This is a genomic window from Candidatus Saccharibacteria bacterium oral taxon 955, assembly GCA_010202265.1.
In the GTDB taxonomy this organism is placed as follows: domain Bacteria; phylum Patescibacteriota; class Saccharimonadia; order Saccharimonadales; family Saccharimonadaceae; genus Saccharimonas.
Genome location: CP047918.1, coordinates 41744 through 60993, shown reverse-complemented (window position 1 = coordinate 60993; position 19250 = coordinate 41744). Strand labels below are relative to the sequence as shown.

The following is a 19250-nucleotide window of genomic DNA, read 5'->3' as shown; positions in this document are numbered from 1 at the left end:
CACGCCGTCCGCTCTCTACTCTATTCAGCAAAAAATACCGCACTTCATTTAGGTGCGGTATTTATAGTGAAGTAAACTACTTATTATTGTAGGTACTCGTAAAGCTTTTTTGCATCCTTATGTTTACGAAGTTTTGCAAGCGCTTTGGCCTCAATCTGACGAATACGCTCGCGAGTAACAGCAAACTCTTGCCCAACCTCTTCTAGGGTGTGGCTCTTGCCGTTCTCAAGACCAAAACGCATTTTTATAATCTTTTGCTCTCTTTCAGACAGAGCCGACAAAACACTCTGTACCTGCTCTTTTAGCAGCTGATTAGATGCTGATTCTTCGGGAGTTGCACTATCCTCATCCTCGATGAAATCACCCAGAACAGAATCTTCATCCTCACCATCACGACCAACGCCAGCATCCAGCGAACTGATATCCTGTTTAATTTTTATGACGTATTCGACCTTCTCTGGCTCCATCTCGAGTTCTTTTGCCAGCTCTTCGATGGTCGGCTCGCGATTAAGCTCTTGGGTCATGCGTCGCTGAGTGCGCAGTAATTTATTGATAGTCTCGACCATATGTACTGGAATTCGGATGGTTCTTGCCTGATCGGCGATTGCACGAGTAATTGCCTGACGTATCCACCAGGTGGCATAGGTGCTAAACTTAAATCCTTTTTCAGGATCAAACTTCTCTACTGCCCGCAATAGACCCGTGTGACCTTCTTGAATCAAATCCAGAAAATCTAGTCCGCGACCCGAGTACCGCTTAGCAATTGACACCACCAGGCGCATATTCGCCTCAGCCATCTTGTCCTTCGCCCGTTTATCACCAGCCACTACTCGCTGTGCCAGTGCCAGCTCTTCATCCGCAGAAAGAAGTGGAATCTTACCGATCTCACGAAGGTGGAGCCGAACCGAGTCATCGGATATGTCATCAAAATATTGTCCAGAATTAAGGACATCTTCTGGTGTATCCTCCTCTTCGTCCATTAGCTCACCGATCGCCGGTTCTTCAAAATCAGCAACATTCGCTTCTTCAAATTCTTCGTTTGGTCCTACAGGCGTTTGGTCATCGTTTGCCACGCGCTATCTCCTTGATAAGATTATTGAGCTCTACCCTGAGGGCGTCAGCTCGTGATTCATCACCAGCCACTTCCGCTTCACGGAGCTCATCAATTAATTTTCCTTGGGTTTGTTTCTTATGTTCGTGTTCTATCTGCCGTAGCAAACGAGCCATTTCATAATAGCGGTCATTACTATCCCACTCAGCGTATCGTTGCTCGGCACGCAATAGGACTATTTTTACATAGGTATCAAATTTCTGCAACTCTTTTGGAGTGTCTGCGAGAGGTGATCTAGCGTGATCCGCCATATACCGAGCTAGCGCTCGTCGCTCGTCGCCATGAAACATACAAGTATCTATATGTGCAAACAGTTCCCGACACGAGCTATCAACTACTGCAATTGCGAGGGCGTTGTCTTCATAAACAAACGTATCACCATCAGCCCGTCTTGTCGCCGCCTTTACCTCTTTCAACTTAGGTCGATCAACCTTCTTCTGTGTAAGTTTTGTATGAATCGACTCAAGTGACGCACCAGTCATATCAGCTATCTTACGCTCGTAATGATCCTGCTCGACAGGATCAGTTAGCGTGCGTACAACCCCCAGTCCTGCAGTCGTAAAAGCTCGCTTCCCATTAGCCGTCGTCATATCAACACGAGAGGCGTATTGTCTCAAAACCCAATCAACCGCTGGCTCTTTATTCGCAATGGCCTGTTTCCATAGCCGAGGATCGCGCTGGATTAGCTCATCTGGGTCTTTCGCTCCATCTGGTAAACTAATGATCGACAGCTCCACCCCCACCTGAGATGCAATCGCAATCGCTCGCTCACTCGCAGCAACCCCGGCCTTATCACCATCGTACGCCAAGCGAATATCTCCCGTCAGGCGTTTAATCGCCCGGATATGGTTCTCCGTCATCGCCGTACCCGCCGTAGCAACAACCGACCGAATACCTACCCGATGGCTACTCACTACATCGAGATTTCCCTCCACCACAACTACCACATCATCGGCCCGAATCGCTTCTTTTGCCTGAGACAGCGCGAAAATATGTCTACCTTTATCGTAAAGTAGCGTCTGGGGGGTGTTTAGGTATTTTGGCGCGTTAGGAATGTCGTCGATGATCCGTCCAGTAAACCCGACCACCTGTCCACTTTGGTCCATCAACGGCACCATCATCCTACCCCGAAATAAATCGCCTCCGTATCGATTCAACAAACCAGCTTCTGCTAGCTCCCTTTTGGTGAAGCCTTTTTTTGTGAGAGCGTTCATTAGTGCTGACCCGGTATCAGGAGCGTAACCGATTTGAAAATCAGCTACGACCTGTTTTGATAGCTTACGATGCTTAAAAACATACTCCATCGCATGATTATTGCGGAGAAGACATTGCTGATAATACGTTGCCGCTAGTTGATTCGCTTCGAGAAGTCGTTTCTTTTTTTCAGCTAACCGTTTTGACGCCCCCGACTCATAATCACTTAGCTCAACACCAGCTTTTCGTGCCAGCAGTTCAAGTGCGCCCCGAAAGTCAACCCCCTCAACCTCCATAACAAAAGCAAACACATCTCCACCCTTGTTGCTCGAAAAATCATGCCAAATATTTTTATCTGGGCTTACAAAAAAACTTGGGGTTTTTTCGCCACTAAACGGACTGAGACCCTTAAAGCTTCGCCCAGCACGCTTCAACTGCACATACTCGCCGATAACATCCTCAATATTGAGTCGCGCCCGCACCTCCTCCTTGGCATCCATAAGATTTATTATATCACTATTTACCTCTGTTATAGCTTGTGGTTAAATAGAGCTATATGAATCCACAAGAGCCGATGCAACCCCAGCAGCAACCTCAGCAACCGACATACGGCGGCATACCACCGATGACCCCACCAGCCCAGCCATCAAGCAGTATGTCGTCTCAACACACACCAATGCAGCCTATCGGCAGTCAATCACCGCAACCCGCATCACCTCAGATCGACTACCTGGGTGGTCCTTCTCGAGAAGATCGACATGAATACTCCATCGACTACCTAAACAAGATCGCCCCAAAAGAGCAGCGTAATATCAATAAATTTGCTGTCTTTGGATTAATTGGTGGCGTACTATTAACAGCTATTTTTGCCCTCATATTGATGACTCGCTCTGGTGGCCCGTCACCAAATGCTCAGCTACCGATCGTCGCCAGTCGCATCAATACACTTCAAGCCGTCACTGCAGAACAACAGCCACACCTCAACGTTAATCAGATTTCTGAAGCAAACGCCGCTCTCAGAACAACCCTCTCGACGATGAACACCGATATTACCGCAATCATGAAAGAGCGCAAGCTTAAAGCCGACAAAGATCTCACAGCCAAAGAAACTGCCTATCGTGAGAAGTTGTCAAAGTCCCTAAACGACTCTCACCAGCGTGGTACCCTCAACCGTACCTATACTAGCCAAATGAGATACGAGTTGACTCTGTTACGTAGCCAAGTGGTCACTCTCAAAAAAGCCGGCTCTACAGATGCGATCAAAAAACTCTGCAATAACGGCATAGAAAATATCGACCTTATTCTTAAATCATATGCGTCGTTCGACGCCTCAAAATCTTAACCTATTCAGTAACAAGTCGATAACTTAGCCTTGCCAGGTCTTTAATTTCATCATCACTCAACTGTCCGCTGCAGATGATAGTATTCCAGTGCTTCTTGTTGAGATGGTATCCTGGCAATACGGTTTCATACTTTTCTCGCAAGTGTTCACTAAGTTGTGGATCACATTTGAAGCTGACTCGAAGTGGCTTCGACCCCTCAGCAATTAGCGCAAACATCTTTTCTTTCTGACCGACCGCGTCCTTACGTCCAACTTTATAAACAGCCGTTTCTTGGCCAAATGGATAATCAAGCCATGTCCCAGGTAAGCTCAGTAAAAATGATTCTAGTTCTTTATGTGTCATATCTTATCCTATCGCCCCAGAAGCGCTTCACTTTGTTGACAAAAACAACCATTAGAGCCTATTACTTTGCATGCATCATCTTTAGATAATACTCAAGTTCTTTGATACTCCCACGGATATCATCAAGCGCTCGGTGTTCTCCAGGCTTAGCAAACTTTTTACCGAACTTCCCTTCCATGACCACTTTCCACGCACTAACATCGAGCATTCGATAGTGCAGACGTTTACTAACCTTCTTGAACCAAATATCAATAAACTTACGATCCTGGTGAATCGAATTGCCCGCAAGAAGAACTGGACCATCATCGAAATGCTCATCGATAAACGCCATCAGCTCACGCTCAACCATCGCTTTTGTCTTCTTGGTAGCTTTGTTTTGAGCAACTAGCTGAACTTTTGCCTCAGCACCCTCACCTTCCCAAAAAGACTTATTCATATCAAACCGTATCGCCAATTTCTTGCTACACCAGTGTATGGCGCCTTCATAAGTAGCGATCTCCTTGAGATTCCAGTCAGTTACGATTACTGCAAGCTCCAATGGATAGTCGTTGACTGGATCTATTCCCGTCATCTCCATATCCATCCAGAGAATCCTTTTTGGTTTAAACGCTGGTTTTACCATATCGACATTATACACCCTAGTACTCTGCGATATCGACACCTGGTGGCATACGACACGCACACTCACCCATCATTTTTATGGCTCGCTCATACGCTAGCTCACTTGGGGGTAGATCGGCAAAATCATCATCCTCGTAATAACGACCTGTCAAACGACGACCCTGGTTGACTAAATCAGCGATCGCGCTACCACGAAACTCAAAATCAGACTCATCCGCTAGGTACTTAGCGTGTTCAACTATTTTGTCATCTGACATATCACTATAGCCAACCTCTTCTAGAAACGCTCTAGATATATCAAATCCATACTGAAACGCCTTGTTGAGGGCCAGCGCCTCGTTAAACTCACCGCAATCAGACGGCATCGTAAAGCCCTCACAGCTACCTTTTCCATACTCTGATTGATAAATCACTGAGAATAGCTTTGCTTTCATAGATATTCGAGGACCAATACCTGTCGACCAGCCTTCGGATTCGTATTCGGTCGGACGAATAATCTTTTCCCTTAGATCACCAAGACACCGCTCAGTAGCAACGACCACGCCATCAACAACAAACACCTCGTTGACCGTCAAGTCTCGAGTCGCAAAATAAGCATCAACTTCAGTCTCCTGAACACCATGACCATGCCTATAGTCATCAGGCATGTATTTTTTACCTAACTGATCAAAATCTATATCATCAGGCGTCACGCCAGCGAGTGCAGCTAGGTCAACGTCACGAATCGACGCTTTCTCACCCAGTACCGCCGCCTGAAACAAAGCACGTGCCGAGCCGCCCACTACCGCTACACCCTTTGGTAAATCACCCAGCCCAATTTGCTCCATCATACCCTGCGGCACCCTATAGGCACAAAGTGGCATATCCTCGTATTGGCACTTCTGGTGGGCCTCTTGACCAATTACGTCATCGATCTCTTTATCACCAAGCTCTACTGCCTCTACCGCAGTAGGCTCAATTGTCGCGTAAAGATCGCGCGACTTCATATAAATTGGCAATGTTTCTAGTTTGTGATACATGGTTTACGGTGTGTTTATTTTTGTATTTATATACTTTCATATTAGCATAAACTTTATAAAAAGTCAAGAGGTATCACCTACCAGCACCTCCTCATACATAGTTAGTCAAAATCTACAGCTTATCTGGTGCAGAAATACCCAAAACGGTCAACCCGGCCTTTAGAATGTCGGCGTAAAGCGCTACCAAACTAGCCCGATGAGCTTCTTTTTTATCGCCAACTACACGATTTTTTTCATAGTACCGATTAAACTCCTGCGCCAGCTCAAATAGATAATTACATATATGATGTGGCTCAAGGTGCGCCACAGCCACGTTCATAACTTCATGATATTCACCAAGTTTATGCACCAGCGCCCTATCCTCGTCAAATAACTCTTCTGGTGTGGCAAATTTAACCTTAACATTCTCTAGAATCCGCCTAGCCCTAGCATGAGCATATTGCAAGTAGGGGCCACTATTACCTTGAAGACTTACGGTTTCTTCGAGGTCGAAATTAATATCACCACCCAACTTATACTTAGCAAATGCATACTTCACCGCTCCTAAAGCCACATCCTCACGTAGTTTCTCGTCATCAACGAGGTCTGCCACACGCTCTCGCACCGCTTCAATAACATCAGCTGCCCGCGACACATTTCCTAGCCTTGAACTCATTTTTTTACCATCAGCAAACCGAACTGTACCATTGGTGAGATGGGTCATCGTGCCAACCAACTCCGGCCGAAACAGCTCAGCCGCCGCATAGACTACTCGCATATATTCTTTTTGATCATTGCCGGTCAGTAGATAACGATGATCGAAATTATAATCCTGTTTTTCGAGCCAAATTACACCAATATCCTTGGTCTCATAGGTCGGCAGTCCTTTGCTAGTAACAAACACTCGAGTGTGTAGGTGTTTTGACTCATCACCTTCATAGACGATAGCACCATTTGACCTCTTCAAATTACCCTTCTCGAGCTGTTCGTCAATTACCTTCATACCGACTGGTGCCGTCTGACTTTCCGGGTAGTAGTGCTGGTTTTCTACCCGAATCATCTCATAAAAAGCCTTGAAATAATCAAAACTCCACTGCCGAGTAGTCCAGTAAATCTTAGCCAAGGGCGACTGATGGTCATCTGTCTTGTGAAAGTCGTAGATCGTCACATTTAGTTGATCAATCGTTGACTTCACGTCTATATCATCCTCATAAGCCCGCGCACCACGAACATAACACTGGCTAATCCAGCGTGCCCGGTCAAAAGCATTATCAGCGATTTCCGACAGCTTCTCTGGCGCTTCTCCGCCAAGCTCTTCACGCATACCCCATAAACATTTAGCAACATGCAGTCCGACATCGCCACCAAAGCTAGTCCGAGTCAGTTTAGCGCCACCGACTAGCATCAGATTTGATGCGATATCGCCAAAAATCGTCTGGTAGAGGTGTCCGGTATGCAACTCCTTGAAGGCGTTTGGGCAGCTATACTCAAAAACAATATTCATGCCGCTATAGGGACAAGCAGGCCGCTCACTAATCTGGCTAATAAGCGCCGAGTCGCTCAAGCGGAGATTGATAAAACCGGGACCAGCGACACTGACTTCAGTAATGCTATCCTCTTGACGCAACACTCCAGCAATCTGCTCAGCAATTTCTCGCGGGTTTTTGCTTAGTGGATTTGCAAGTTGCATCGCTACATTGGTCGCATAATCACCAAACTTTGGATCTGGACGTTCCAAGCGAACCAAAACATCGAGACCATAAGTTTCTTGAATAAGTAGTTTGATTCGTGTCGCTAAATTATCCATACCAGCCTATTCTAACAGAGGTGGTAAGGTTGAGCAACTTCCCTACTCTTCGGGCAAGAACTCTGCTGGATTATAGAGGGAGACGGGCGCCATACCTCGTGAGTGCGAATCTTGAAGCACTACACGAAGCATGTGCACATCATCCTCCGTTAGCGTGTCTTTGATTTCTGGTGTTTGTTTTTCTTCAGCCATACTTTGATTGTAGCATAAGCATTTTAACTTGTCAACTACACATCTAGTTTTGGTCTTGTGAAGCAAGCGAAGCCCTAATCAACCCCTGGAATAGTGGGTGAGGTCGAGTCGGACGGCTACGAAATTCTGGATGCGCCTGTGTGGCAATAAAAAACGGCGAATCGGGTGCCTCTACAAACTCAACCAGCTTACCATCTGGACTTGTTCCACTGACCACGAGCCCACCATGTTCGATTGACTCTTTGTATTTCTGATTCACTTCATAGCGATGTCGATGACGTTCAGTCACATCGCACTTACCATATAGGCGAGCCGCCAGCGAGCCTGCCGTGAGACGGGCTGGATAATCCCCGAGACGCAAAGTACCACCAGTCGACTCTTTGCCGGCTTGTCCCTCCATGATGTACACCACATCGTGCGGTGTCGTAGGGTTAAACTCAGTACTGTTGGCATCCGACAACCCCGCCTTGCGTGCAGAAGCAATAACCGCAACCTGAAGCCCTAAACAGATACCTAGGTATGGCTTATGATGATCGAGAGCATAGTGCGCAGATGCGATTTTCCCCTCAACACCTCGCTCACCGAAACCACCGGGTACCAGCAAACCGTCAACCGCCGAAAAGTCACTCTCTATTGCATGTTCAGCGTTGATCCATTTTACGGTCAAGCCAATATTTTCATGCCAAGCCGCTGATTTTAGTGCCTCTAGAACAGAGATGTAGGTATCTTCGTTATCCATATACTTTGCGACCAATCCAATTGTTACCGACCGCGTCTTTTCTGAGCCTTGACACTCTACCAAATCGACCCACTTAGTGATATTCGGCTTACAGTAGTTGCCAGTAAACTTCTCGAGAATTGGCAGTAATGTGCTTTCGGCAATTTTAACTGGGATCTTAAATACACTGTCGAGGTTCGGCATCATCAGCACTGCATCATCTGGCACACCACCAAACATCGCGACCTTACGACGGATACCCTCTGGTGCTGGTTTATCAGTTCGGACAACCACCACGTCAGGTACGATCCCAAAACCACGCAAATCACTCAATGCATTTTGGGCTGGTTTTGATTTAAACTCCTTGCTGGTATCGATAAACGGGACGTAGACAACGTGAACATAGAGCGCATTATCGCGTCCAACCTTGCGACCAAATTCACGAATTGCCTCTACAAAACTCAAACCCTCATAGTCTCCCACCGTACCGCCAATTTCGACAATATGAACATCACTTCCCTCACTAGCCTCACGAATCGCACGTTGAATCGAGCCCGTGAGGTGAGGGACCAGCTGGATAGTCTTGCCGCCAAACTTCCCCGCGCGCTCATCGGCAATTAGATCACGCAATAGCCTTCCGGATAGGGTCACATTTTTTTGCGTCAACTCAATATCGAGAAACCGCTCATAGTGGCCTAGGTCAAGATCTGTTTCTGCGCCATCCTTGGTCACGAAGCATTCTCCGTGCTCTGCTGGATTTAAAAGACCCGCATCTACATTTAGATACGGGTCGCATTTTTGAATAGAAACAGCGAGGCCCTTAGCCTGTAAAACGGCACCGATACTGGCAGCAGTAATTCCCTTACCTACCCCGAAAGGACACCCCCTGTCACGAATATAAATTTTGTCTGTTTACCCATAGATGATCGCTCTTCCATGGGATTTCATTATAGCACAAAAAATACAACATACGCTAGATATAGCGTGCTATGTTGTATTTTACACTCAACTGATAGTGTAAGTAGTCAAAAATACAACGAACACTATCGTTAATCATTCTGACTAACCTCGTAAACCGGCCTATTGTCCCCCGAAAATAGGCCGGCTCGCAGTTGATGGTTATTTGTCGTCTTTGTTGGTTTCGTTTTGGCCGTTGGCGATTTTCGCCTCAGCGTTCCCTGCATTTACCTCGTAGCTTGTATTTGTACTTTCAAAGAAATTCACAAGCTCGTACGTATCATTCGCTGCTGCCATCCATTTTGCTGGGTTGCTGACATTGTACTCAGGCTCAAAACCAAGCTCTTCGAGACGGCGATCAGTTAGGTACTTGACGTACTGGTTAATATAGTCTGCGTTTAGACCGAGGATACCATTTGGCAACAGAACCTTGTTGTACTCCTCTTCCATCGCCACAGCGTCTAGAATCATCTGACGGATCTCGGCCGCAAACTCTGGGTCCTGAAGGTCCTCGTTTTCTTCAATTGTAGTCAGAATGAGGTTGATCCCGAACTTGAGATGGAGACTCTCGTCGCGAACAATCCAGTCTATCAAAGAACCAAAGTTGCGTAGGAGATTTCTCTGTCGGAAACTAAGTGCCACCATAAATCCAGAATAGAACCAGATTCCCTCAAGGATGATATTATAAGCGATCAGGTTGCGAATAAAATCCTTCTTACCTTCGGTGGTAGTGATATCCATCGTATCTTCGGTCATGCGCTTGATAAATTTGGTCTCAAACTCCTCTTTGCGCGCCATTACCGGCACGTCAATATGCGCACTATAAGCTGCATCGCGATCAATTGGGAAAGTATCAAGCACATACTCAAACGCCATGCAGTGGTTCGCCTCTTCCCACATCTGTTTTGCTAAATATAGATGCGTCTCAGCGGCGTTGACATATGGATAGACACCAAAGGCAAGCGCCTTATTTACAAGTAGCTCATTTGGGTTGAAGTAGCTCATCAGGAACGTTACCGCGTGACGCTCCTCGTCGCTCATTTTGTCCCAATCAGCTAGATCCTGTGCAAGCTGAATCTCGTTTGGAAACCACGTGTTTGCGACCGCCTGGTCATACAAATCCATCGCCCACTGGTATTTAATTGGTTTAAGCAGTAGTCCGTCCTGAACACCTGCACCCAAAATTCCTGCCATAATAACTCCTTTTATTTAATTATTTACGTTCTATAAGCCGAACAACTACTGACAGCCCTCGCACATCGTGAGGTCGGCTGGGTCTATCGGAGCCGCCACTTCGCCACGCTTTTTTGCTTCTTCGTTAGCCGTAGTTTGCGCCTGCTCCATTGCATCAGAAATAGCCTGTAACTTTTCTTCAAGCGTCATATTGTCATTGATAATGGTTGATGCGTTCATTAATCACCCCCTTTACTTAAACCTGCTTCTTGGCAAATCCAAAGCCTACTTTTTTGCCACTAGTTTTTGCGATATCTTCGGTTTTGTTCACTTTCACAGTACTTTGCTCTGCCTGATGCCGTGGCTTCATATGTAGGTAATAAGTTGTCTTGAGGCCGCGCTTCCAAGCCTCCATATAAACATGCTCCATGTCATCAATGCTACGACTCTCTAGGTACATATTACGGCTAATCGCCTGGTCAACCCACTTCTGCGCCCTGGCTGCCACCTCTATAAACGCAAGTGGTGACAACTGGAAACAGGTCTTGTATATATCTTTTAGCCTTTGCGGTACAACATCAATATTCGTAAGGTCACCCTGTTCGACTAGGAGCTGTTCTTTGACCTCATCCCAAAGGTTGAGTTCCTTAAGATCACGAACCAAATTAGCATTCACCTCGAGAAACTTACCGTTCAGAGTGCTGCGGCTAAATATCTGCCCAAACTGCGGATCTATGCCTGGAGTTGTTCCAGCAACATGAGCAATATTTGCAGTTGGCGCAATTGCCATTAGAGTTGCATTACGCATACCTTTTTTAACTTTTTTGCGAAGTGCCTCCCAATCTAGGCGCGCTTTGCGCGTAACATCAACACTGACGTTACGGTCTTTTCCTGAGTATCCAGCAGATCAATCGGAAGGATACCTCTGCTCCAACCGCTACCCTTGAAATCAGGATAACTACCTCTTGTTCGTGCGAGATTTGCCGACTCATCAATCGCATAGTAGCTGATAAACTCAGCTAGCTGATCAATCGTGTCATAAGCTTCTTCTGACTCATAGCTATAGCCAAGTTTTTCGACAATATCCGTAAAGCCCATAATACCAAGCCCCAGCGCACGAGTCGTATTAATCGAATTAAGAGCTTCTGGAATCGGCGTATCAGTTATATCACAGAGGTTATCGAGCTGACGAATTGCGCTACGAGTGGCACTCTCGAGTCGCTTCCAATCCCACTCCTTTGTGGTTATATCCAGGTGAGCGCTGAGGTTAATGCTGATGAGGTTACAGACTGATATGTTCTTGGCGTCGTTTGGAAGCGTGATCTCTGTACAGAGGTTTGACGAGTGAATCGTACTGACATTGTTGTTTAGCGCACGCAAATTGATTGAGTCTTTCCAAGTAATCCACGGGTGGCTCGAAGCCTGGAGACGAATTAATATCTGTCGCCACTGCTGACGAGCTGGTGTCTTTTCAAACGTCCGAAGCTTTCCAGCCTCCGCCATCTCGACATATTCGGCATATCGCTTACTAAACGCCTCGCCATATAATTCGGTCAAATCAGGCGTCTCGGCTGGGTCAAACATATACCAATCCTGCTCATTTTGAACACGCTTCATGAACTCATCTGATAGATAAACAGCGATATTTGCAAAACGCGTACGATAGTATGGGTCGCCGTTGTTTTCGCGTAGATCCATAAACTGTGGGAAATTTATATGCCAGTTTTCCATATAAAGAGCGGCAGCACCAGCTTTTTTACCCTTACGACTGACCGCAAAAAGCGCCGTATCAATCATTTTCATGAATGGCAGTGGACCAGTAGAGACTGTGTTGGTAGTCTTTACTGGACTACCAGCCGCACGAAGCTTAGTCATACTGATACCAATACCGCCCGTCCCTTAGCAATCCACATAGTGTCACGAATCGACTTGGCAATTGACTCCATATCATCTTCAACATCAATCACAAAACAGTTCGACAGCTGAGGGAAAGAGCCACCAGCGTTTACACGTGTTGAACCACCAGGTAGGTAGTCTAGCTTGCTCATATGCTCATAAAAATCTAGAGCAGTCGCTGTCGGATCTTTTTCGTTAAACGATAACCCCATCGCAATCCTCATATGTGTATATTGTGGAGTCTCAATCGGTTCACCGTTTTGTTTGCGTAGTGCATATCGATTTTTGTTAGTGATCACCCCAAGATACTTAGACAAATTGTCACGACTTGGGTCGAGCGCCTCGGCAAGTTTCTTTAGGTCAAATAGTTTCGTATCCGCCATACGCTTATCAAGCAGACCGTCTTTTACCGCTTGCTTCATATATGTAGGAAAATGCTTTGCGTGTAGTTTTTTGAGCTCAGCTTCATCCTTATAGTCACCAAGTATATTCTTGTAGATATTCTTTAATAGAAGTCTAGCAGCGATCGTATCAAAATCAGGATCATCCTTCACATTCTGAAGTGCCGTATGGATCACCGCCTCATCTAGCTGCTCGGTCGTAATTCCATCAAACAGTGTCAGCTGCAGCTCTGTTGCCACCTGAACAACCTTTGAAATTTGATCTGGCAACCCTTCGGACGCCCTTACCAAAGCGAGGTTTATCTTGTTTGCGTCAAATAACTCACGGGTACCGTCGCGTTTGACTACATGAATATCGCTCATCCTTTTTACCCCCTATTAATTTTATGTTTGGCAATGCCTCTTCTACCACAGCACCTCCCAAAAAATGTGCTTACAAGAAAACCGCCACTAGCGTGGTGAGTCTAGTTTCGCGATAATCTTGCAGTGGTGTCTATTTTTGTGAACTACTACATATGTAGCGTCTATATATAATCATAAACACTATATGTAGTGATTTCAAGTCATTTTATCGTGTATTTTTGACAATATACATCACGCCACCACCGAACCCTATACGACGCCCCTCTAGACCTATCCTGCTTAACCTTGGGTGTAGTATCATAAATAGTATGTCAGATATTATTACCATCAAAGATTTTGTTATGACATTTGGTAAAACTAAAGTCATCAACAACCTCTCATTTACAGTCAAACGCGGAGAAACCTTTGGTTTTCTCGGTAGCAACGGCTCTGGTAAAACCACTACTATCCGTGCTCTGCTGGGTATATATCCGCCGACAAGCGGTGAACTACTAATAGACGGTAAGCCATATTCTGTCTCTGGAGGCATAAAACTTGGCTACCTCCCCGAAGAACGTGGCCTATACAAAAAAGAGTCCGTGATTGATGTCATGATTTACTTTGGGCAATTAAAGGGTATGGCGCGCGATGAGGCCCTAAAAGAAGCGAAAGAGTTTCTGCGTAGGGTTAAGCTTGAGGATAAGGCAAATGTTCGTCTCGATAAACTTTCTGGCGGTCAACAACAAAAAATCCAGCTCGGCATTACCGTTATGAACGACCCTGAGCTATTGATCTTAGACGAGCCAACAAAAGGCTTCGACCCAGTCAACCGCAGATTGTTGATGGATATAATCGAGGAATACCAGCAAAAAGGCGCAACTGTTGTAATGATTACCCATCAGATGGAGGAGGTAGAACGTCTATGCGACCGCATTATCCTCCTCAAAGACGGTACGTCTTATGCCTACGGTACGGTAGCAGATGTCAAGAAAAAGTTTGGAGGTAAGTCACTTGATGACATTTTCCTAGAAGTATACGGCAGTGAAAATGATACAGAGGAGGCTCAACAAAATGCATAATCTAGGAACCGTTATACGATTCGAGGTCGTTCGTACACTTAAAAAGAAATCATTTTGGCTGATGGCTATCGGCTTTCCGCTTATGATGGTAGTTCTATTTGGCATTATCTTCATGTCAAATAAATCAACTAACGATGCTGTCAAGGACCTAGAGAAACAGCAATTCAGCTTGGCGATCACCGATGAGTCGCACCTCGTCAATCCCGACATGATCAAGTCTCTAAAGGCTACTACATACACGACAAAACAACAAGGAATTGAAGCTGTGAAGTCGGGTGCGATCGACGGGTACATCTACTACCCTGTCGACATAGCAAAACAGCCTGTTGAGGTCTATGGCAAAGACACTGGTATATTTAACAACGGTAGGTACGGGAGTGTTGCAAAGGCGCTAATCACCAACTCCGTACAAAGTACGGTTTCACCTCAGGTAAGCTCTGTGATTAAAGGTTCAACCCAAACAACCGTCACAACCTACCGTGATGGCAAGGTGTACGACCCGATGCAACAGATGATATTTCCAGCTATATTCCTAGTTCTTTTTTACCTGTTAATTGCCTTTTTTGGTAACCAGATGCTCGTCAGCACAACGGAAGAAAAAGAAAATCGTGTAATCGAGATGATTCTCACCTCTATAGAAGCGCGCACCCTTATTGTCGGAAAGATCATTTCCCTTGTTCTGCTTGCCCTTTTGCAGGGAATAATTATCGTGGCACCGGCGCTACTGGGCTACTTCTTGTTCCGCGAACAACTCCACCTGCCTGCGATTGACCTATCAAGCATCCCAGTCGACTGGACGCGTATTAGCGTCGGAGCGGTAATCTTTACGCTCAGCTTTCTATTGTTTACTGGCCTACTTGTCCTCATCGGCTCATCAGTACCAACTGCCAAAGAGGCGGGACAATTTATCGGCATAGTCTTTATGTTAATATTTGCACCACTCTACGCAGCCAGCCTATTCGTTTCTATGCCCGACAGTCCATTCGTCCATTTCATGAGCTTATTTCCGTTCACGGCACCGATTCCACTCCTACTGCGTAATGCGGTTGGCAACCTCTATACGTGGGAGATTTTACTAGCAATTCCTATCTTAATCACCTCTACTATAATCGTTCTCGCTCTGGCGGTACGCGCCTTTCGATACGGAGCACTTGAATACAACCAAAAGCTATCTCTCAGAAGTATACTTGGGCTACGGTAACCCAAGGTATAATTAGGCACCTATCACCGAGGGTAGTAATGCATGAAAAAAGTAGTTTTTATAGACTGGAGCAAGACCCTTTCCTATGGTTTATTTTGGGAACAGCTACAAGATAAAAAACACCCAAATAGCACCTACTGGTCAATCATAAGAAAATGGCTGTTTATAGATAATCGCGACCTACTAGACCCGTGGATGAGGGGAAAATTATCCACAAAAGAGGTGTTGGATCAAATGAACCGGGACACCGGTCTAGATCGCTCCCTACTTGAGCAGGAATTAAAGATAAGCTGTGAAAATATGCGCTTTTGCATCGACAACCTACCGCAAATCATCGCCAGGATTCAAAAACTAGGCATAAAGGTTGTTATTGCAACCGACAATATGGATACATTTTCCCGCTACACCGTACCCGCGATGAGTCTTAAGAAAATATTTGATGATATAATCGACTCTTGCCAAATAGGCTACCTAAAAGACGATAAGCTACCTAGCGATCAAATACTATTCTTTGACAAATACCTATCTGACCACGACTGGAGCTATCGAGACGCCATTTTACTAGACAACTCTCCAGACGAAACCGGCAAATATAAGCGACTTGGGTTTGAACGCATACTAATTGATGGTCCAGGCTCATTGCGTAGCGAGTTAGAGAAAATTGCTGACGCAAGCTAAATTTTCTACAGCCCCACCCGCTCTTTAGATAGCTATTCAGAAACAGCTAGTCCTCACGCTTACTGCACTGCCAGCCTTCGGTAAAGCAAGTTAGAGCCAGGGCAAGGCTGGTAATACGGTCTTGAGCCACCCCCGTACGCTCAGAAACAGCATCATGGAGTAAGTGCCAATCCAAAATACCGTCGTTCTCATCTAACACCTCTTCAATAGCTTGCGACACCTGTCCATCAAGCTTCGCGTCAGTAGGTAGAAAAACCTGATTACTAAGACCGAACAGCATAGGACACTCTCGTGTGAAAATCTCTCGCGACCTCTTGCTAGCTAAAATGTCTTTCATAGACCAACTCCTTTAATGTGATTTAAGTTCTCATCACTGGCTAAACTGCAGATGTAGACGTGAATCTACCTAATATTATCTACTGATTAGTCGATGAAGAGTTATTCTTCGAGTTCCTCGCCCAGTTCTCGACGCGCCTGACTAACCGCCAGATGAATAGTATCCCAGCTGGCTCTAGGAAACTCTTCTTCTGCGTCATAGCCTACATTGACATAGGTTACTGCATCAGGATACGTGCCATTAAACGCAGTCCGAGCAAACTCTAGAACCGTTTTATACCACCTCGCCTGCTCCTCAGTCTCTACCTCACACCTCTCACCCGCCTTTAACGGTTCTCTTTTTCCCATGTCACCTCCCCAAAAATTAAACAGCCCACCTATTATGCATCGCTCCATAATATCGGTCAATAAACCCATAAAACAAAAACTCTTAGGAGAGTACTATTCAAAAGTATAGTGTCTGATCACGACAAGAGCTACATAACTAAACCTCATGGCGGAGAGAGAGGGATTCGAACCCTCGGTACTCATTGCTGAGTACACACGCGTTCCAGGCATGCACCTTCAACCACTCGGTCACCTCTCCGTACACCACATATTATATCAATTTTCTAAACCCATGGCCCATCACTCTTGTGTTTATAATAGAAAAGTTGTATTTTATACATTTTATATCTGTTGCTTTATGCCATAACACCTGACTATAATAGATTAGACATGGCAAAGTCCACCACACCAACACCAGTCATTCATTTAAAAAAGCTCACCAAACAGTATGGACGCGGTGATGCCGCTCTTAACGCACTCGATGAAGTGACTCTCAAAATTGAGCAAGGTGAGTTTATCGCAGTAATGGGCCCCAGCGGGTGTGGCAAAACCACCCTTTTAAATATCATCGGCCTCTTAGATCGTGCTGATGAGGGAGAGTACCTCCTTAATGGTAAGCTTGTCCACCGCCTATCGAGTAAACAACAGGCAAAGGTGCGCTCAAATCAGATCGGTATCGTATTTCAAAGCTTCAACCTAATCAACCGCTTAACTATTCTAGAAAACGTCGCCCTCCCCCTCACATATAAAGGCCTCTCTCGTACCAAACGACTCGAGCGTGCGAGCAACATCCTAAAGACATTTCATCTCCAGGAGCGTGAATACTACATGCCCTGGCAACTATCAGGTGGCCAAATGCAACGTGTCGCAATCGCTCGTGCCCTCGTGAATGAGCCGAGCATAATCCTCGCCGACGAACCGACTGGCAACCTCGACTCTCGCAGTAGCCATGTAATCATGGAAGAACTGGCCGAGCTTCACAAAAAAGGTAACACCATCATAATGGTGACCCATAACCCCAACCTCACCAGCTACGCTAGTCGCGTTATCAATATGCTAGATGGGAAAATTGCCAGCGACACCCAAGTTCGCGCCAACACCAAGACTAGTGATAAATTAGTTAAAATCCCATTGAGCCATAAGCGTGCGCAGAAAAAGTCCGACAAACTAGAGAAAACGAAGAAAACTAAAGAAACCGTCAAAAAGACTGCTAAGAAAAATTCCAAAAGCGAGCAAACAGCAAAAAGTAAGCCTGCCAAAAAACGAACCACCAAAAAGACGACTAAAAAGGAAGCGAAATCATGACATTCATGTGGATTGATCATTTCGAAAATGCCTATCGTACACTAAAAAGTAACCGCGTCCGTACAATACTTACTGTGCTAGGAATTACTATAGGTATTGCTAGTGTTACCTGCATCCTAGCTATTAGTGGTGGCGTCAAGCAGATGATCGGTGGTCAGGTCGAAGCACTGGACGGTAGGATTGCTGTTATTCGTCCAAGCGTTCAGACGCGCGATCCAAACGCCCTAATAAACCCAATAATCCAGCAGACTTTTAGTGTTAGTACACTAACAGAAGCCGACATACAGGCGTTAACCGGCATGAAAAATCTTGATACGGTCGTCCCTCTCATGACTATAGACGGCTCACTTAAGACTGATCGAAAAACTGTCAAAGACAGCACAATCCTTGCGACCACGCCAAGCTTTACGAAAGTAACACACGTATCGATGAAAGCTGGTCAGTTTCTAGACGACGCCACCGACAGTACCACAGCTGTTATTGGCGAAGATTTATCGCTTGAGCTCTTTAACACTGATCGACCAATTGGCCAACTATTTACAATGCGTGGTCAGCAATTCACCGTAATTGGTGTGATGAAACGGTCAAATAATCCAATTAACTTCAATAACGTCGACCTTAACCGTGCCGTTATTGTTAACTTCGAGCGTGGTAAGCTATTTCACCAGGGAAGATCACAAATTCAACAGATTAACCTGCTCGCAAAGGACGCTTCTAATCTGGCTGAGCTAACTTCGCAGGCCAAGCAGAAACTGCTCTCTCAGCATCTCGACGAGGAAGACTTCTCGATCACTACCGGAGACGCCATTACTCGCCCAAGCAATCAACTATTTAATGCAATCACAGACGTAATGACTGCTATTGCCGCCATTTCACTCTTTGTCGGTGGCATTGGTATCATGAATATCATGCTTGTCGGGGTCGCCGAACGCACACGAGAGATCGGTATTCGTAAGGCGGTGGGCGCCAACCAATATAACATTACTGCTCAGTTTTTAATGGAATCGCTGATAATTAGCCTACTTGGCGGGTTGTTTGGATATATTCTCGGCTACGTAATGGCGTTCTCGGTCAGCGTATTTCTCTACTTTACGCCTGCATTTACCTGGCAGACCGCCGCTACAGCCTTTGCTATGGCGACTATTGTTGGCGTCGTTTTTGGAAGCTATCCAGCAATCAAAGCGGCTCGCAAAAACACCATCGTATCACTACGTCAATATCACTAGATA

17 protein-coding genes, 1 tRNA gene and 2 pseudogenes are annotated in these 19250 nt (G+C 45.7%); 6 read left to right on the top strand and 14 right to left on the bottom strand.

The features are described from left to right. Window positions 1-83 precede the first annotated feature (83 nt). Window positions 84-1010 (bottom strand): annotated as a pseudogene (rpoD, locus tag GWK75_00310) (RNA polymerase sigma factor RpoD). 49 nt (window positions 1011-1059) lie between these two features. Then, complete coding sequence (locus GWK75_00305) at window positions 1060-2805, bottom strand: DNA primase (protein ID QHU90919.1); 1746 nt, start codon at window positions 2803-2805, stop codon at window positions 1060-1062. A gap of 56 nt (window positions 2806-2861) precedes the next feature. Between GWK75_00305 and GWK75_00300 the strand changes: the two genes are divergently transcribed. Then, window positions 2862-3647: a hypothetical protein gene (locus GWK75_00300; protein ID QHU90918.1), complete on the top strand. Its 786-nt coding sequence runs from the start codon at window positions 2862-2864 to the stop codon at window positions 3645-3647. Between the two features lies 1 nt (window position 3648). On the opposite strand, the gene GWK75_00295 is transcribed toward GWK75_00300, so the two are convergent. The 9 genes and pseudogenes from GWK75_00295 to GWK75_00255 all read right to left on the bottom strand — a co-directional run bounded on the left by GWK75_00295 (window position 3649) and on the right by GWK75_00255 (window position 13116). After that, complete coding sequence (locus tag GWK75_00295) at window positions 3649-3990, bottom strand: MmcQ/YjbR family DNA-binding protein (protein QHU90917.1); 342 nt, start codon at window positions 3988-3990, stop codon at window positions 3649-3651. A gap of 61 nt (window positions 3991-4051) precedes the next feature. Continuing rightward, window positions 4052-4612, bottom strand: coding sequence for an oligoribonuclease (locus GWK75_00290; protein QHU90916.1), 561 nt, complete (start codon window positions 4610-4612; stop codon window positions 4052-4054). A 16-nt stretch (window positions 4613-4628) separates the two neighbouring features. Continuing rightward, window positions 4629-5630 (bottom strand): hypothetical protein, encoded by a 1002-nt coding sequence (locus GWK75_00285; protein QHU90915.1) that lies wholly within the window; start codon window positions 5628-5630, stop codon window positions 4629-4631. 112 nt (window positions 5631-5742) lie between these two features. Then, the gene (argS, locus tag GWK75_00280) at window positions 5743-7416 is read right to left on the bottom strand and encodes an arginine--tRNA ligase (GenBank protein QHU90914.1); all 1674 of its coding nucleotides are present in this window, start codon (window positions 7414-7416) and stop codon (window positions 5743-5745) included. 42 nt (window positions 7417-7458) lie between these two features. Next, window positions 7459-7608, bottom strand: a complete 150-nt coding sequence (locus GWK75_00275; protein ID QHU90913.1) for a hypothetical protein — start codon at window positions 7606-7608, stop codon at window positions 7459-7461. A gap of 43 nt (window positions 7609-7651) precedes the next feature. Next, the gene (locus GWK75_00270; protein QHU91695.1) at window positions 7652-9223 is read right to left on the bottom strand and encodes a CTP synthase; all 1572 of its coding nucleotides are present in this window, start codon (window positions 9221-9223) and stop codon (window positions 7652-7654) included. 222 nt (window positions 9224-9445) lie between these two features. Then, the gene (locus tag GWK75_00265) at window positions 9446-10477 is read right to left on the bottom strand and encodes a ribonucleotide-diphosphate reductase subunit beta (protein QHU90912.1); all 1032 of its coding nucleotides are present in this window, start codon (window positions 10475-10477) and stop codon (window positions 9446-9448) included. 45 nt (window positions 10478-10522) lie between these two features. Beyond that, window positions 10523-10696 carry a hypothetical protein gene (locus GWK75_00260; GenBank protein ID QHU90911.1) on the bottom strand — a complete coding sequence of 58 codons (174 nt, stop codon included), beginning with the start codon at window positions 10694-10696 and terminating at the stop codon, window positions 10523-10525. A 16-nt stretch (window positions 10697-10712) separates the two neighbouring features. After that, window positions 10713-13116, bottom strand: a pseudogene (locus GWK75_00255) (ribonucleoside-diphosphate reductase subunit alpha). Between the two features lie 308 nt (window positions 13117-13424). Here GWK75_00255 and GWK75_00250 point away from each other — a divergent pair. From GWK75_00250 to GWK75_00240, 3 genes are read left to right on the top strand one after another with little or no spacing between them, the layout of a single operon-like run. Beyond that, entirely contained in the window at window positions 13425-14174 is a 750-nt protein-coding gene (locus GWK75_00250; protein QHU90910.1) for an ATP-binding cassette domain-containing protein, read from the top strand. After that, window positions 14167-15375 (top strand): ABC transporter permease, encoded by a 1209-nt coding sequence (locus GWK75_00245; GenBank protein QHU90909.1) that lies wholly within the window; start codon window positions 14167-14169, stop codon window positions 15373-15375. The genes GWK75_00250 and GWK75_00245 overlap by 8 nt, the downstream gene beginning before the upstream one ends. A 42-nt stretch (window positions 15376-15417) precedes the next feature. Further along, complete coding sequence (locus GWK75_00240; GenBank protein ID QHU90908.1) at window positions 15418-16053, top strand: hypothetical protein; 636 nt, start codon at window positions 15418-15420, stop codon at window positions 16051-16053. A gap of 46 nt (window positions 16054-16099) precedes the next feature. Here GWK75_00240 and GWK75_00235 read toward each other — a convergent pair whose 3' ends face one another. From GWK75_00235 to GWK75_00225, 3 genes are all read right to left on the bottom strand, one after another. Next, a complete protein-coding gene (locus GWK75_00235) occupies window positions 16100-16390 on the bottom strand; it encodes a hypothetical protein (GenBank protein ID QHU90907.1) in 291 nt (96 codons plus the stop codon). 101 nt (window positions 16391-16491) lie between these two features. Beyond that, complete coding sequence (locus tag GWK75_00230; GenBank protein QHU90906.1) at window positions 16492-16737, bottom strand: hypothetical protein; 246 nt, start codon at window positions 16735-16737, stop codon at window positions 16492-16494. Between the two features lie 146 nt (window positions 16738-16883). Then, a tRNA-Ser gene (locus GWK75_00225) sits at window positions 16884-16975 on the bottom strand. A 131-nt stretch (window positions 16976-17106) separates the two neighbouring features. On the opposite strand from GWK75_00225, the gene GWK75_00220 reads away from it, so the two are divergent. Together GWK75_00220 and GWK75_00215 are read left to right on the top strand one after the other, a co-directional pair. Further along, window positions 17107-18021 carry an ATP-binding cassette domain-containing protein gene (locus GWK75_00220; GenBank protein QHU90905.1) on the top strand — a complete coding sequence of 305 codons (915 nt, stop codon included), beginning with the start codon at window positions 17107-17109 and terminating at the stop codon, window positions 18019-18021. Next, complete coding sequence (locus GWK75_00215) at window positions 18018-19247, top strand: FtsX-like permease family protein (GenBank protein ID QHU90904.1); 1230 nt, start codon at window positions 18018-18020, stop codon at window positions 19245-19247. Before GWK75_00220 ends, GWK75_00215 begins: the two co-directional genes overlap by 4 nt. Window positions 19248-19250 lie beyond the last annotated feature (3 nt).

Excerpts from the sequence above, each read along its gene's own strand:
- GWK75_00250 (QHU90910.1), top strand. The coding sequence starts at position 13,425 with ATGTCAGATATTATTACCATCAAAGATTTTGTTATGACATTTGGTAAA.
- GWK75_00235 (QHU90907.1), bottom strand. The coding sequence starts at position 16,390 with ATGAAAGACATTTTAGCTAGCAAGAGGTCGCGAGAGATTTTCACACGA.
- GWK75_00305 (QHU90919.1), bottom strand. The coding sequence starts at position 2,805 with ATGGATGCCAAGGAGGAGGTGCGGGCGCGACTCAATATTGAGGATGTT.
- GWK75_00230 (QHU90906.1), bottom strand. The coding sequence starts at position 16,737 with ATGGGAAAAAGAGAACCGTTAAAGGCGGGTGAGAGGTGTGAGGTAGAG.
- GWK75_00290 (QHU90916.1), bottom strand. The coding sequence starts at position 4,612 with ATGGTAAAACCAGCGTTTAAACCAAAAAGGATTCTCTGGATGGATATG.
- GWK75_00220 (QHU90905.1), top strand. The coding sequence starts at position 17,107 with ATGGCAAAGTCCACCACACCAACACCAGTCATTCATTTAAAAAAGCTC.
- GWK75_00260 (QHU90911.1), bottom strand. The coding sequence starts at position 10,696 with ATGAACGCATCAACCATTATCAATGACAATATGACGCTTGAAGAAAAG.
- GWK75_00265 (QHU90912.1), bottom strand. The coding sequence starts at position 10,477 with ATGGCAGGAATTTTGGGTGCAGGTGTTCAGGACGGACTACTGCTTAAA.
- GWK75_00285 (QHU90915.1), bottom strand. The coding sequence starts at position 5,630 with ATGTATCACAAACTAGAAACATTGCCAATTTATATGAAGTCGCGCGAT.
- GWK75_00300 (QHU90918.1), top strand. The coding sequence starts at position 2,862 with ATGAATCCACAAGAGCCGATGCAACCCCAGCAGCAACCTCAGCAACCG.
- GWK75_00240 (QHU90908.1), top strand. The coding sequence starts at position 15,418 with ATGAAAAAAGTAGTTTTTATAGACTGGAGCAAGACCCTTTCCTATGGT.
- GWK75_00215 (QHU90904.1), top strand. The coding sequence starts at position 18,018 with ATGACATTCATGTGGATTGATCATTTCGAAAATGCCTATCGTACACTA.
- argS (QHU90914.1), bottom strand. The coding sequence starts at position 7,416 with ATGGATAATTTAGCGACACGAATCAAACTACTTATTCAAGAAACTTAT.
- GWK75_00275 (QHU90913.1), bottom strand. The coding sequence starts at position 7,608 with ATGGCTGAAGAAAAACAAACACCAGAAATCAAAGACACGCTAACGGAG.
- GWK75_00245 (QHU90909.1), top strand. The coding sequence starts at position 14,167 with ATGCATAATCTAGGAACCGTTATACGATTCGAGGTCGTTCGTACACTT.
- GWK75_00295 (QHU90917.1), bottom strand. The coding sequence starts at position 3,990 with ATGACACATAAAGAACTAGAATCATTTTTACTGAGCTTACCTGGGACA.